Annotated in this window: 16 protein-coding genes; 3 read left to right on the top strand and 13 right to left on the bottom strand. The window is 36.5% G+C overall.

The annotated features are described in order from the left end of the window. Window positions 1-60 precede the first annotated feature (60 nt). The 6 genes from FN817_RS20730 to FN817_RS20705 all read right to left on the bottom strand — a co-directional run bounded on the left by FN817_RS20730 (window position 61) and on the right by FN817_RS20705 (window position 4818). The gene (locus FN817_RS20730) at window positions 61-417 is read right to left on the bottom strand and encodes a four helix bundle protein (protein WP_142719595.1); all 357 of its coding nucleotides are present in this window, start codon (window positions 415-417) and stop codon (window positions 61-63) included. Window positions 418-470: 53 nt separating this feature from the next. Beyond that, window positions 471-749, bottom strand: a complete 279-nt coding sequence (locus FN817_RS20725) for a co-chaperone GroES (protein WP_034696138.1) — start codon at window positions 747-749, stop codon at window positions 471-473. A 116-nt stretch (window positions 750-865) separates the two neighbouring features. Beyond that, window positions 866-1657: a TerC family protein gene (locus FN817_RS20720; protein ID WP_142719594.1), complete on the bottom strand. Its 792-nt coding sequence runs from the start codon at window positions 1655-1657 to the stop codon at window positions 866-868. Next, entirely contained in the window at window positions 1644-2855 is a 1212-nt protein-coding gene (locus tag FN817_RS20715) for a cation:dicarboxylate symporter family transporter (RefSeq protein WP_228451623.1), read from the bottom strand. Before FN817_RS20715 ends, FN817_RS20720 begins: the two co-directional genes overlap by 14 nt. 43 nt (window positions 2856-2898) lie before the next feature. Continuing rightward, window positions 2899-4185, bottom strand: coding sequence for a CitMHS family transporter (locus tag FN817_RS20710; protein ID WP_142719593.1), 1287 nt, complete (start codon window positions 4183-4185; stop codon window positions 2899-2901). 24 nt (window positions 4186-4209) lie between these two features. Continuing rightward, a complete protein-coding gene (locus FN817_RS20705; RefSeq protein WP_228451622.1) occupies window positions 4210-4818 on the bottom strand; it encodes a DUF2490 domain-containing protein in 609 nt (202 codons plus the stop codon). Between the two features lie 442 nt (window positions 4819-5260). Here FN817_RS20705 and FN817_RS20700 point away from each other — a divergent pair, with 442 nt between their 5' ends. Continuing rightward, the gene (locus tag FN817_RS20700; protein ID WP_228451621.1) at window positions 5261-6169 is read left to right on the top strand and encodes a sensor histidine kinase; all 909 of its coding nucleotides are present in this window, start codon (window positions 5261-5263) and stop codon (window positions 6167-6169) included. After that, on the top strand, window positions 6162-6860 hold the full coding sequence (locus FN817_RS20695; protein WP_142719591.1) for a LytR/AlgR family response regulator transcription factor: 699 nt from the start codon (window positions 6162-6164) through the stop codon (window positions 6858-6860). The genes FN817_RS20700 and FN817_RS20695 overlap by 8 nt, the downstream gene beginning before the upstream one ends. Before the next feature lie 54 nt (window positions 6861-6914). On the opposite strand, the gene FN817_RS23495 is transcribed toward FN817_RS20695, so the two are convergent. The 5 genes from FN817_RS23495 to FN817_RS20680 all read right to left on the bottom strand — a co-directional run bounded on the left by FN817_RS23495 (window position 6915) and on the right by FN817_RS20680 (window position 11393). Next, a complete protein-coding gene (locus FN817_RS23495) occupies window positions 6915-7049 on the bottom strand; it encodes a hypothetical protein (protein WP_262484587.1) in 135 nt (44 codons plus the stop codon). 236 nt (window positions 7050-7285) lie between these two features. After that, window positions 7286-7423, bottom strand: coding sequence for a hypothetical protein (locus tag FN817_RS23275; protein WP_167498910.1), 138 nt, complete (start codon window positions 7421-7423; stop codon window positions 7286-7288). Window positions 7424-7580: 157 nt separating this feature from the next. After that, a complete protein-coding gene (locus FN817_RS20690; RefSeq protein ID WP_142719590.1) occupies window positions 7581-8303 on the bottom strand; it encodes a DUF3108 domain-containing protein in 723 nt (240 codons plus the stop codon). Between the two features lie 56 nt (window positions 8304-8359). Next, complete coding sequence (locus FN817_RS20685) at window positions 8360-10747, bottom strand: M1 family metallopeptidase (RefSeq protein ID WP_142719589.1); 2388 nt, start codon at window positions 10745-10747, stop codon at window positions 8360-8362. Between the two features lie 67 nt (window positions 10748-10814). Continuing rightward, window positions 10815-11393, bottom strand: a complete 579-nt coding sequence (locus FN817_RS20680) for a HupE/UreJ family protein (RefSeq protein WP_142719588.1) — start codon at window positions 11391-11393, stop codon at window positions 10815-10817. Between the two features lie 152 nt (window positions 11394-11545). On the opposite strand from FN817_RS20680, the gene FN817_RS20675 reads away from it, so the two are divergent. After that, the gene (locus FN817_RS20675; protein WP_142719587.1) at window positions 11546-12061 is read left to right on the top strand and encodes a DUF6702 family protein; all 516 of its coding nucleotides are present in this window, start codon (window positions 11546-11548) and stop codon (window positions 12059-12061) included. A gap of 5 nt (window positions 12062-12066) precedes the next feature. Here the strand turns inward: FN817_RS20675 and FN817_RS20670 are convergent, their stop codons facing one another. Beyond that, window positions 12067-12660, bottom strand: coding sequence for an acyl carrier protein phosphodiesterase (locus FN817_RS20670; protein WP_142719586.1), 594 nt, complete (start codon window positions 12658-12660; stop codon window positions 12067-12069). A gap of 127 nt (window positions 12661-12787) precedes the next feature. Beyond that, a complete protein-coding gene (gene radA / locus FN817_RS20665; RefSeq protein WP_142719585.1) occupies window positions 12788-14137 on the bottom strand; it encodes a DNA repair protein RadA in 1350 nt (449 codons plus the stop codon). Between the last annotated feature and the right edge of the window lie 66 nt (window positions 14138-14203).

Below are 14203 nucleotides of genomic sequence, written 5' to 3'. Positions count from 1 at the left end.
CTTTTGGCGAATTGCTTATAGCTTTTAGCTTTGCGAATTCGTTAGTTTAACTTTATTTTTTTAATTTCCATTGAGCCTGTTCCATAAGGTTACAAGCTTCTTTTTTAGTGTTGTCAACTCTTCCAAAAGATTGTGGTAATCATTTTCATGAATATACCCTAAGTCTTTAGCAAGAATTAATTGGTTTTCAGCTTCATTGGATGATCCCAGAGCAATATTGATGAAATTGGCAAATTCTCTATCTGAATTTCTGCCACTTCCCTCTGAAATATTATATCCAATAGATGCAAATGATCTTCTGATTTGAGAGGTAAGTCCAAAAACTTCTTCTTTCGGAAAATTTTTGGTTGAAGTATAAATCTTTAAAGTCAATTGATGACTTAGCTGCCATACTTCAAATTTTTTGAAATCTCTCATAGGTTAATTTTCATGTAGAAAAAGCCATTTGCCAGAAGCCAATAGCGAGAAGCTTACCCGATGATTCCTAATAAATCAGCTTCTCTTACGATTAAATAGTCTTTTCCTTCAAGCTTCAATTCAGCTCCTGAATATTTTCCATAAAGAACTTTGTCACCTACCTGAACCGTTGTAGGCTCGTCTTTTTTACCAGGACCTACTGCTACTACAGTACCTTCTTGCGGCTTTTCCTTTGCAGTATCCGGGATAATAATACCTGAAGCTGTTTTAGTTTCTGCTGCGATTGGCTCTACCAGAACTCTGTCTGCCAATGGTTTAAAGTTTACTGACATAATATATTTAATTTTTTAATTATTTCTGTCTTCTAATTCTCTAAATGTATGCCATGAGACGTTGATGGATGAAATGGCAGATTTTTATTTCCGAATGTGAAAATTTGGCAGAAAAATTATTTTTTGCGGGCCGGAAATCCGAAGAGATAGCTGGTAGCTACGGGCACTACAAACAAGAGAACAGTAATGGCGGAAACCAGAATTTCCATGGTATGGCTGGCTAAAAACTGGGCAAAAGCTGTAGCAGGGTAAAAGTGTTCATATAAAGACAAACTTAGTTTAACTCCTAAAATAGCAATCACTATAAAAGCGGCCGTTTCCAGAAAAGGGAATATCTGCATCAGACGGACAAACCACTGTGCAATAAACCTCATGGCTAAAATCCCTATAAATACACCCAGCGTAATCAAAAGTAAATTGTCTGAAAATGCTACGGCAGCAAAAACGTTGTCGATAGAAAATGCAAGATCCATTACTTCTACAATGGCAACCGTAGCCCAGAACTGTCCCAGCAGCCCAATTGAATTTTTATACAGCCAGCTGGATTCTTTGTCAGGATTTTCCTCCTGATTTTCTTCATCATTTGTGTTTTTTATTTTTTTGATAAACCAGTCAACTGAAATATAGAGCAGGTATAGTCCTCCCAATGGTTTCAGCCACCATACGGAAATCAGGACGGATGCAAAAATAAGGGCCAGTCCGCGAAATACATAAGCTCCTAGAATTCCGTATTTTAAGGCTTTTTTTCTTTGATTTTCGGGCAGATCCATTACGATGGTGGCCAATACTGCAGCATTGTCTACGGAAAGAAGACTTTCTATAAGGATAAGATTGCCGATAATTGCTATAGATTTTGCAGGGTTTTGTAAAATGTCATTGAAAAGGTGGGTGAAATCAGGAAATATCATTTTTTAAAGAAATAGTATGTTGGTTAAGTTTTGAAATAATGGCAGCAGAAACTGAAATGCCTATGAAATTGGTAACAGATCTGGCTTCATTCATAAAGCGGTCTACACTGTATAACAGGGCAAGATCTGTGGTAGGGATTTTTCCAAACCGGCTTAAGGTAAACATCAGAGCAAGAAAGCCTGATCCCGGAACTCCCGAAGCGGTTTTTGAAGCAATTGAGATCGTTATAAAAAGCCAGAAATAATCTTTCAAAGTAAGTTGAATATTATAGAACTGGATAAGGAAAATACATGAGATGGAAAGATAAATGCACGCTCCCGCCAGATTAAAATTGTACCCGAGAGGAATGATAAGGCGAAGGATTTTCCGGTCATAGCCCTGTGATTCCATTTTATCAAAAATCATGGGGAATGCCATCTTGGAAGAAGAAGTGGCTACTACGAGAATGATTTCTTCTTTGATACTGATCAGGAAATCCCAAAGGTTAATTTTAAAGTAAGCTGTAATAACTCCTAATATTCCGAAAATGAAAAACACGCTCGTAAGGTATACTGTGGCAACAATTTTACTTAATGGCAATAGAGTATTAATTCCATATACTGAAATTCCATATGCAATATTACAGAAAATGACTATCGGAAGAAATATATATACATATTTGATGAGCTTGAAAAACAAATTTCTTCCAGCGTCTAAGCCTTTAAGAATGTTATCCTTTTTCTTTGAAAGACCAAGCAGTACTCCTGCAGATATGGATATTAAAAGAAAGAGTACATAATTGCTGATGTGCAGCGGGTTTGTAGTCTTTGCTAAAAATCTTTCCGGAAGTGCTTTGTGGGAAGAAATTATAATTCCCGTATTGGCTCCCGGTTTTAAAAGAAGCCCGGAGCCAATTCCCAATAAAATACTGATGGAAGTGATGATTAAGAAATAGATCACCATCTGGCTTACAATTTTAAATGCGTTTTTAGTGCTGAAAATATAGCTTACTCCATACGTTACTGCAATGAAAATAACGGGAATGATCAAAATCTCCAGAAGCATGAAAAAGTAACTGCTTACCGTTTCCAGATGTTTACTGACTTCCGGAAAATAATAGCCCGTTAATGCTCCACAGATAATAGCTGTGAACACATACAGGGTAAGGTTTCTTAAATAGGAGTCTGTAAATGTTTTTTGCTTAAAAGGTTTCATCATCCGCTTTTTATATGATAAGATTACAAAATTCAAAGATATAACCTTATATAATACCAAGAGCCAATGCACTCAGCAACATTACGATTGATGATCCTATGGCCCATTTTAAGGTGAATTTCAGATGATCAGAGAATTCAACACCTGCTAGTGAAACCAGCAGATAAGTGGACGGAACCAATGGACTTAATAAATGGGAAGCCTGCCCCACAAGACTGGCACGTCCCAAAATATCAGGAGGAATATTCAGCTGGCTGCCGGTTGCTGTAATCACAGGTAATATTCCAAAATAATACGCATCATTGGTCAGGAAAAAAGTAAGCGGTACACTGAATATAGCTGTGATTACGTTCAGATAGCCGCCCCAGGTTTTAGGAACAATACTGATAATACTGTTTCCCATAGCATTCATAATTCCGGTACCATTTAAGATTCCTGTAAAAATCCCTGCCCCGAAGATCATTCCTGCTACAGATAAGGCATTCCCTGCATGTTTTGAAATGATTTTCTGCTGGTCTTTCAGTTTCGGATAATTAATCAGGGAAGCGATACAGAAGGCAATCATAAAGGCAATTCCCAAAGGAATAATATCAAGGATCATCACGCAAAGAAGGATAATTGTCAGAATCAGATTGATAATAATAAGCTTGGGACGTCTTAATTCCGGATCATTTTCACCAGCAATATCCTGTCCGCTGTATTTTGTATATTTTCCATGCTTGCTTATTCTTTTTTTCTCCCTTACGCCTAAAATATAGGCAACAAAAAATACCCATACCAACCCTATAAGCATTACCGGAATCATAGGGACAAATATTTCTGTATGCCCCAGTTTCAGAGAGCTCATTACTCTCGCAGTAGGCCCTCCCCATGGTAAAATATTCATAATACCACCTGCCAGCATAATAATACAGGTAAGAACCAAAGGATTCATACCTTGTTTTTTATAAAGCGGGAGTAATGCTGCCACTACAATAATATAAGTGGAAGAGCCATCGCCGTCTAACGAAACCAAAGTGGTGAGAAGGGCGGTTCCGATGGTTGTTTTTACAGGATTATCTCCTACAGCCTTTAATATGACATTCACAAGAGGTTCAAAAAGTCCTGTATCAATCATCAGACTGAAGTACAGAATGGCAAAAATCAGCATAACCCCCGTAAGCGCTATTTCTTTTACTCCATCTTTCATCATTTTTCCAAGGTCCGGCCCGAATCCTGCTACTACAGCTATCAATACAGGTACAAGTACCAAAGCCGTAAGCGGAGTCATCTTTTTGTTCATGATGAGAATCATGAAGATGAAAATCATTAAAAAACCAAGAAATGTAAGCATAGTTTTATGTAAATATTAATGAGGTTATTGTTGTTTCTTTTTTCTCCAGTCAAAATTGTTTCTGAAACCTATAAATCCGTAATTACTCGTTTTTTTGGTTTCCAGCTGATTGATGAAGGCAAGCTCCAACGCAGAATTTTTTCCTAATTTTATTCCAAGACCTGCCGTAATACGATTACTGTCGAAAGGTTCCAGCTTATCAACATTCATTCTTATCTCATTTTTAAGAATGCCATAGAGTTTTTCCTTTTCGCCTTTTTTATTGAAAGGAATCCGGACAGAGATCAGATAACGGATTCTTACCTCAAATTCATCAGGGTTGCTGATAAAACGTTCTTCAACTCTAAGGCGGTTGGAGATTGACGTTCTGCCGATGTAATAATCAGCAGTAACCTGTTGAAAAGGTCTTTTTTCATATCTTATTTTTTTAGAATCGTCACTATTATAAGATTCAAGGATCAAAAACATAGCTCCCGCAGCGGGTTTTATGTTTTCCACCACTTCATAATCTACATAAGCATTCACCAGAAAAAGTCTTGTATCATAAGCCAGGTCGAAAGAACGGTATTGGGTAAGTGCAGTTAAAGTACTTTTATCGGTAATCTTTGCCGACATCAGGTACTGAAACCACATATTATAATTGTCTTTGCTCTGACTGTGTAAAAGGCCATTTATCAAACAAAATGATAAAATAAGCGTTAATTGTATATTAAGTTTCATGTAATATTTGATTAATATTGCGGTTTCTCAAATATATTTATTCGAAAGAGCGGGCCCGGATTTTTTCAATCAATGACAGTTTTTCTCAACGAACTGCATTTTGAGACAAAAAGATATTATATTTGATGCGTTTCAAAATAAGGTATGGGCTATGTTTTTAATCATTAATTTTATTATTATATTATTGATTATCAGGATTTTATTTAGTGGTAAGATTCTGGAAAGTCTTATGAAGTACCGTTGGAAGTTCTTGTTGAGGTTTCAGCATATATTTTTCCTTTTTATCTTCATTTTGATGACTTATTTCACCGAAAACTACTTCCTGGATTCAACTCAGTTGGTAATAAGCATTATTTTGAATACAATTTTCAATGTGGGAATCTATTATCTGGTATATTATTATCTTGTTCCCCGGTTTTATTTATCCAATAAGTACCCTGAGTTTATCCTTTATGCTTTAATCTGCTTTTTGGTGTCCAGTCTTTTCAGGATTTTGTGGGAGCCTGCGGTTTTTCAGATGGATTTCAGCGAAAAAGGCTATCATGTAGGTTTTCTTTATAATGTATACATCTCCCAGGGGATCATCATTCTGGTGGGATCTTTTTTGGGAATTACCAAAGACAAATTTTTAATAGAACAGGATGTAATCAGTCTTGGAGAAGAGAAAGACCAGCTTTATCTTGATTTGCTGAAGTCTAAACTGAATCCTCATTTTTTGTTGAATACTCTTAATAATATCTATGCGAACAGTTTTACGCATTCGGAGAAGACATCGGATTCTATTTTGCAGTTGAGCAGGCTTTTGAAATATATTATTTATGATAGCGGAAAAGAAAAAGTGACCGTTTCTCAGGAATTTTCTTCCCTGAAAGCGCTTGCAGCATTATATCAGCTCAAGTATAATAACCAGCTTGATATTGTCATGGATATTGAAGAGCAGGAAGAATTTGACATAGCCGAAATCCCGTCTGCTATCCTTCTTACTTTATTTGAAAATGCTTTAAAACACTCAGCAATAGGAGAGGATGCTCATGGTTTTATAAAATTATTCTGTAATATTGAGCGCTCAGAACTGTATTTTGAAATTATAAATTCTGTAGGGAAAGGTAGAATTCATGCATCTGAATCTGATTATCACGGATTGGGTAATGAAGCAATTATTCATATATTGGAAAAATTTTATCCTGATCACTATGAATTTTATTCCGGACCGAAAGAAAATGATCAATATAAAATTGCTTTAACAATTACTATCAATGGCTAATCTGACTATCGTTAATGTAGATGATGAGTATCCTGCATTACAGCTTGTAAAACAATATTGCGATCAGCTTGAAGATGTTGAGCTGCTGGCTTCATTTCAGAAACCGGAAGAGGCACTGGCGTTTCTGAAAACCAATAAAGTAGATCTGGTTGTTTTCGATATCAATATGCCTGGTATGAATGGTGTAGAACTTCTGCAGCAGCTTCCTGATCCGCCTTTGTGTATTTTCCTTACCCTTGAGACAAAATATGCGGTGAAAGCATTTGAACTGGATGTAGTTCATTATCTTATCAAGCCTGTGGATTTTGATACCTTTAAAAAAGCAGTCAATAAAGCGAGGGATTTTGTTCAGTTTAAAAGTTCAGCCGGCAGTAAACAGCAGGAAGACTTTATTATGTTCAAATCCAATTATGTGATGAACAAGGTTTTCCTGAAAGATGTTCTCTGGATACAGGGGTTTGGGGAATATATCGTATTGATGACACCATTGAAAAAGTATATGATTCTGGAAAGGATGTCAAATTTTGAAGAGAAATTTCAGCACCTTGGATTTATCAGAATCCATAAATCTTATATTGTATTATCGGATCATATCAATTCTTATAATTCCGGGCATGTTTTCCTGAAAAATGGGGAGGAACTTCCATTGGGAAGAACCTATAAAAAGAATTTAAAAGCACATTTAAGCTAAAAAATTAAAGCCGGAAATTTCCGGCTTTACTCAAAATTGTATCTGATGACAGAACTATGGACAATATTGTCCGGGTCCGATCCAAAGGATACATTGTCCCTTGTAATTGTACTCACAGCAAAAGCGTCCTGCTGCTCCGCCATTGATGGTTTTCTGAGCATCTCTGCTTAATAATTTAGCGTTTTTCATAGTTAGTAATATTTTGATTTGTACATCCTGAGCATTTAAAGTCAATCAGGATTTTGACATTTGGTGTAAAAGAAGTGGATCAAAGATACTATTTTTCTATATTATGTGAAATATTTTATTCTATTTTTCTTTAATAAAATTTTGATTATCAATTATTAATGGATTTTAATATTGAGGATAAAAAGAGAAAGCCGGAACTATCCGGCTTTATTCAAAATTGTTATCAGATTATAGGACTAAGGACAGTTTTGTCCCGGACCGATCCATAAAGTACATTTTCCGTTATCGTCGCGTTCACAGCATACAATTCTGGCAGCAATTCCGCCGTTGATGGTTTTCTGAGCATCTCTGCTTAGTAATTTGGCATTTTTCATAAGTAATATTTTGTTTTTTTTAAAATCCTGAACATTTATTGTCAATCAGGTTTTTGACATTTGGTGTTTATGGTGATTCAAATATAAAACTTTTTAAGTCAGGTTGTTATATTTTTTGTAGACGGGAATAAGGTGTTCGTGTTTGATCTTCAGTAATTTACTGAGTTGTTTCCAAAGACATTTTTCTTCCTGCCATATCCATGTCTTGTTTCAAGATCTTTCTTGTTACTGGATCAATATAGTAGGTAGTTGTAGAGGTTTTGCCGCTGATATCATCATTTGTTTTAACTACCCAAACCGGTTTTCCTTTATACTCTGTTTTTTGGGTATCTAGAATATAAGCTTTCATCATCCCTTTTTTTTCAGATTTAGGATTGTAGTCAAAAATTGAAATTTCAGCGGTGTAATTTTCTTTTAAAGGAAGATATCTTATGAGCATTGCATAGCTGCTGCTGTCAAAATAATGAGCTGCAGAGATATCAATAACATCTTTTTTCTGCATTTTTTTATCAAGATAATATCCGGTGGCTTTATCTTTTCCGGACTTGATAACCATGTCTCTGTTCAAGTTGTAAGAGGAATGGTAAATGGGTGCGAAGTCCGATATTTTCACAAGGGTAGAATCGGTCCATTTTGCATCAGGAGCCTGTTTCAGTTTTACCATTGTTTTGATGAGGAGGTCGGTTTTGTTCAATCTTTTGATCTCTGTAATGATGGTTCCTATTTCTATTTTTGTATCTGCTTTTTCAGCATACCATACCGCTTCAGTAGTTTCATCCTTTATTAGTTTTGAATTGATCCCGGAGTTTTCCGGACTAAGAAGATTTTGGGCAAAAAAATTAGCACTACTTAGTAGTAAAAGGAAAAGAATAGTTCTCATGATCTTTTTACTAATAAGTAGTGCTGTATTTGTTAAAAGTTACAACTTTTTTGTTTTTAACTTTTTCCTGCGGCCTGCATTGGATTTACCTTTCCGGTTGAGCCTCCTCTTACAGTTCCGCCTTCCTGTTTTTGTTTAAAGAGCTGGAATTTTGAATTTTCAGTCGCTGATCCGGTGCTGCTCCAGAAATTATTGTTTGTATCAATATCAGCAGTTTCTCTCATTGGATCAAGTTGGATAGATTTTACTTTCTTATCAAAATAATACGTCTTGGAAACCTTTTGCTCATTCAGCCTCCAGATCTGTGCCGCAGATTTATCGTACAATTTTGAACCATCTTCAAATGTAAACTCAAGAATGATCGGCATTACCAGTCCGCCTTTGTTTACAAAATCGATCTGATATCCTGTAATATTTTTGAATTTCTCTTTATCCTTAGCATCTAAAGGAAGACTAGCTTCTGTTTTGATCGTGTATTCCTTATTATTATCAACCTTTTCCTGGCCCCTGTCATATTTATAATAGAAATCCTGAGCAGCTTTATCAGTATCTACATAGAATTTAATATTCTTATCTTCTCTGTTTCTGATTTTTGAAAGATCTTCAAAACTGTTTACCAAAGGTTTTTCAACCTGATATTTCACTTCAGCAGCTGCTTTCGGGTCTGTATCCAGGTTGGGAACGGCTACCGTTACTTTATCAATCGCAATATCTACAGGATCCGTACCGTAGAACCAGCCTCTCCAGAACCAGTCAAGATCCTCACCACTGGCATCTTCCATGGTACGGAATAAATCTGCAGGTTCAGGATGTTTGAATGCCCATCTTTTAGCATAGGTTTTAAAAGCTTTGTCGAAAAGCTCTCTTCCCATGATCGTTTCACGAAGAATATTCAATCCTGTTGCAGGTTTTGAATACGCGTTCGGACCATACTGAACAATATTTTCAGAGTTGCTCATGATAGGCTCCAGCTGATCTTTCGGAAGCTTCATATAATCTACGATCGTCCATGCCGGTCCTCTTTTGGAAGGGAATTTATTATCCCATTTTTCTTCTGTAAGATATTCTGTAAATGTATTCAGACCTTCATCCATCCATGCCCATTGTCTTTCATCAGAATTGATGATCATTGGGAAGAAGTTGTGTCCCACTTCATGAATAATTACTCCAAGCATTCCGTTTTTGGTTCCTTCGGAATAGGTTCCGTCTTTTTCAGTTCTTCCGAAATTGAAACAGATCATCGGGTATTCCATTCCGTTGGCTGCTTCTACAGATTGTGCTACAGGATATGGATAAGGAATGGTAAATTCTGAATAGGTTTTAATGGTATGAGCAACAGCTTTTGTAGAAAACTTTCTGTAAAGACCATAGGATTCTTTTGGATAGAAACTCATTGCCATTACTTTATTATTGTTTTCAGGAATCGTTACACGCATTCCGTCCCATACAAACTTTCTCGAAGAAGTCCAGGCAAAATCACGAACATCTTTTGCTTCAAAAACCCATGTTTTTCTTTGTTTTGAATGATTTTTCTCTGCTTTTTTAGCTTCATCCAACGTTACAATTTCAATAGGTTCAGAGGCATTTTCAGCTTTTCTGTATCTTGATAGCTGATCAGACGTTAATACCTGATCATAATTTTTACATTCTCCTGTTCCGCCTACAATATGATCGGAAGGAACATTCACTGAAACTTTAAAGTCTCCAAAAACCAATGCAAATTCACCTCTTCCGGTAAATTGGTGGTTCTGCCAGCCCTGGAAGTCACTGTATACACACATTCTTGGATACCATTGGGTTATCGTATACAGATCATTACCATCTTCAGGGAAGTTTTCATAACCTCCGCGGCCTCCCATTTTCATTCTGTTAGAGATATTGTAGTTCCAGTCTACTTTGAAAACGAATTTTTCACCCTTTTTCAAAACCTTAGGAAGATCAATACGCATCATGGTTTTGTTAACCGTGTACTTCAAAGCATTCCCTGAAGCATCTGTTACTTTTTCAAGACTTACTCCATAACCATTATCTTTAACGGGAAGGTCAGTTACTTTAAGCTGCTGATCAGTCGTTGAAGGACGAAGAACAGATGAAGTATCATACCCGGCATTCCTGATGTTTGAGTGTTCGTTTTCATCAAGCTGCAGCCAGATATAATCCAGATCATCCGGAGAATTGTTGTAGTAAGTTACCGTTTCTGAACCTTTCAGATTTCTTTTATCCTCATCCAGATAAGCGGAAATGTTATAGTCGGCTCTGTTTTGCCAGTATCCGTGTCCCGGAGCTCCTGAAGCTGTTCTGTAAATGTTGGGTGTTGGTAGAATAGTTCCCAGCTGTTCAAACTTGTTGCCATGGTTGCTGCCCGGGTTATTCTGAATATTTTGTGCGGTGAAACCTGTATATGCAAATACAGAAAGTGAAAGTATAACAACTTTTAGTTTCATAACCGAAATGATTTATTAATGATCAAAGATAGTAATAAGCTCTTGAAATAATGAAAATATTTAGCTTTTAAAAAGGAATTCTTTCCAAAGTCATTTTTAAGGATAAAGCAAATACCCCGGAAGAAACAAAGAGGATCCAGTCTTTTTTATTCACTTTGAAAAGATTGAGTGCAATAAACAGGATGATTAAGATTGCAGCAACAATTACAATCTGTCCCAGTTCCAGACCAATATTGAATCCCAGCAGAGGTAAAGCAATACTTTGACTTTTCGCAATCATGACTCTTGCGGTATTGGCGAATCCCATCCCATGTACCAGACCAAAGATCAGAGCAAGATAATAATTGGCCCGCATCAGGGTCTGTTTTTGATTTTTCATGATGATATTATCCAGTGATGTCAGGACAATCGTCAAGGGAATTAAAAACTCAACCCAGTCAGACGGAACTCTGAAGACATCCAGAATACTTAAAGCTAATGTAATGGAATGCCCGATGGTAAATGCAGTAACAAGAATCAGAATTTTTTTCCAGTCGCTGTAAGAATAAACAGCAATCAACGCCAGAACAAACAACTGATGATCTAAAGCATCCAAAGAAATAATATGTTCCCATCCGAGGTTTAAGTAAAAAAGAAAATCCTGCATTTTGGTTAAAAATATTTATTGCAAAAATAAACATTTCATTGATGGGAGCTAATCATATGGAATTTTTACATCAACTTTTCCTGAATCAATTATAATTGGAAGGAGTTTTTATAACTGCTGCTTTTTTTATATTTGCTGTAAAAATAGAATTCATGTCGGGTAAGCTTTTTTTGGGATTTTTTTTATTCGTAACTATAGTATTTCAGAGTTTTGTGAGCGATGAAGCTTTTCATCCTTACCATGTAGGTTCTGTAGAAATTAATTATAATTCAAAATCCAGAACGTTTGAAGTGACCGGGCGATTCTTCCTTGATGATATGGAAAATGGTCTGGGAAAAAAATATGGAGGAGCTTTTCATTTTAATGATGAAAAATATAAAGCAAAATTGAATGATGCTCTGCAAAAATACTGTTCTGAATATTTCAAGCTAAAAGCTGATAACAAATTTTTAAAAGTAAATTATATCGGATATGAAGAAGACCAGGAATCTGTAGATATATTTCTCGAGTCTGAACCTGTAGCCACGCCTAAAAAAGTGGAAACTGCCGTAAGTTTTCTGTACAACCTTTTCGATGATCAGATCAATATCGTTCATATCATTGTAAACGGACAAAGAAGCAGTGAAAAACTTACTTATCCTAACCGCTATCTCTATAAACAGTTCTAAGCGTATTAATTTTCCAGCTGAAGCAGCGTACTAATCCCTTTTGCATGGGCAAGAAGATCAGGGAAAAAATCATCATAACATTGCTGAAGATGATCTTTATTCTTTAAAAAAGCTTCAAAAACAGGAATATCCTTATCCAGATATTTTGCTTTATTCAATACATTCTGAATACTGAATTTAATTCCCCAGTCTTCGCGGTAATTATAAAGCCAGTCATCCTGTTCCATCTTGACCAGCATTTTTTTGAAATTTTCCGGAAGCCATTGTTGATGGGCATTCAAAACGCTGTAAACTTTAAGAGAATGCGCTTTCCATTCTGCCAAAGAGTGTAGGGAAAGATCTCTGGCAACAAAATGATCCATAGAAACATCCACAAATGCACCGGCATACAGTCTTACCAAAGGAGCAAATATTTTTTTAGCCTCATGAATAGCAGGATGGGAATCTGTATACGTATCAATAGCTCTGTGCAGGGTAATTCCGTCCTGAATATCCTTTGGAAAAGAAAAACGATCTCTGTTACGGATGAAATCTTCGAGAAATTGCCCCACGATCTGCCCGTCGGTAAAAGAGAGAAAAGAATGAGCCAGATAATTCATAACTTAAAGGTATGAATTAAAAGTGAATGTTTGATAATAGTGAATAATAGTGAATCCGCTTCGCTCGTGAATTTTTTATCCAAGTCCAATTGACTATTGACTTGCGAAGCAAAATTGATCATTCACATTAGAAAAGTCTCTCATGGAAATCCTCAATCTTACTCACTTCCTCGATCTTTATCCCAAATTTTCTTTTCGGAATTTTATTAAGATTGGAAACAAATATTTTTTCATAACCCAGCTTTTCAGCTTCAGTAATTCTTTGTTCCACCTGTGCTACAGGACGTATTTCACCGCTTAATCCAATTTCTCCGGCAAAGCAGTAATGTTCTGAGATGGCAATATCCTCATTGGATGAAAGAACAGAAGCTACCACGGCCAGATCCAGTGCCGGGTCATCTGTTTTTATTCCTCCGGTAATATTCAGGAAAACGTCTTTTGCCCCTAATTGAAAACCAGCTCTTTTTTCCAGTACAGCCAAAAGCATATTCAGCCTTTTGGAATCAAAACCGGTAGAGCTTCTTTGAGGAGTACCATACACAGCAGTACTTACCAATGCCTGAATCTCCAGAAGCATAGGTCGGTTTCCTTCCAGAGTTACCGCAACGGAGTTTCCGGACAGTTCCTCAAATTTCTTGGTGATCAGAATTTCAGAAGGGTTTTTAATTTCTTTTAATCCCTGAGAAACCATTTCATAGATCCCAATCTCGGAAGTAGATCCAAAACGGTTCTTATTCGCTCTCAGCAACCTGAAAAGGTGATTTCTGTCTCCGTCAAAATTCAGAACCACATCCACCATATGTTCCAGTACTTTTGGTCCTGCAATTTGTCCGTCTTTGGTAATGTGTCCTACAAGAAACACCGGAGTATTGTTTTCTTTGGCATATTTGATGATCTCATTGGAGCATTCCCGGATTTGGGAAACGGTTCCCGGGGAACTTTCTATCAGCTGAGATTGTAGCGTCTGAATAGAGTCAATGATCATGAAATCCGGTTCCAGTTTTTTGGCCTCGTGAAGGATTTTTTCCAATGACGTTTCAGTAAAAAGGAAGCAGTTTGGATTCTGAATTTCTGTAAGCCTGTCTGCTCTCATTTTGATCTGAGAAGCACTTTCTTCCCCCGAAACATAGAAGATTTTTTTCTTCATTTTCAAAGCAAGCTGAAGCAGAAGCGTAGACTTCCCGATTCCAGGTTCACCACCAATCAAAGTAACGGAGCCTAAAACAATTCCGCCACCTAAAACACGGTTCAATTCATCAGAAGGAGTTTTTATTCTCGGCTCTTCACTCGTTACCACTTCAACAATATTGATCACATGTTGTTTGGTTTTTGAGAAAGGGGGAGTTTTATGAGAGGGTTTTTCAACCACTTCTTCTACCAGAGTGTTCCATTCTCCACAGTTTTTACATTGCCCGAGCCATTGAGGATATTGTGTTCCGCAGTTTTGACAGAAATATGCTGTTTTCAGTTTTGCCATACTGCGAAGTTATAAAAAAGCATTTTTCTTTCAGAATCTAAATGGATTTAATATTAAAAACTAATC

This window comes from Chryseobacterium rhizoplanae (assembly GCF_900182655.1).
Lineage (GTDB): Bacteria > Bacteroidota > Bacteroidia > Flavobacteriales > Weeksellaceae > Chryseobacterium > Chryseobacterium rhizoplanae.
The sequence above is the reverse complement of the archived record's forward strand: the minus strand, read 5'-3'. Positions and strand labels throughout refer to the sequence as shown.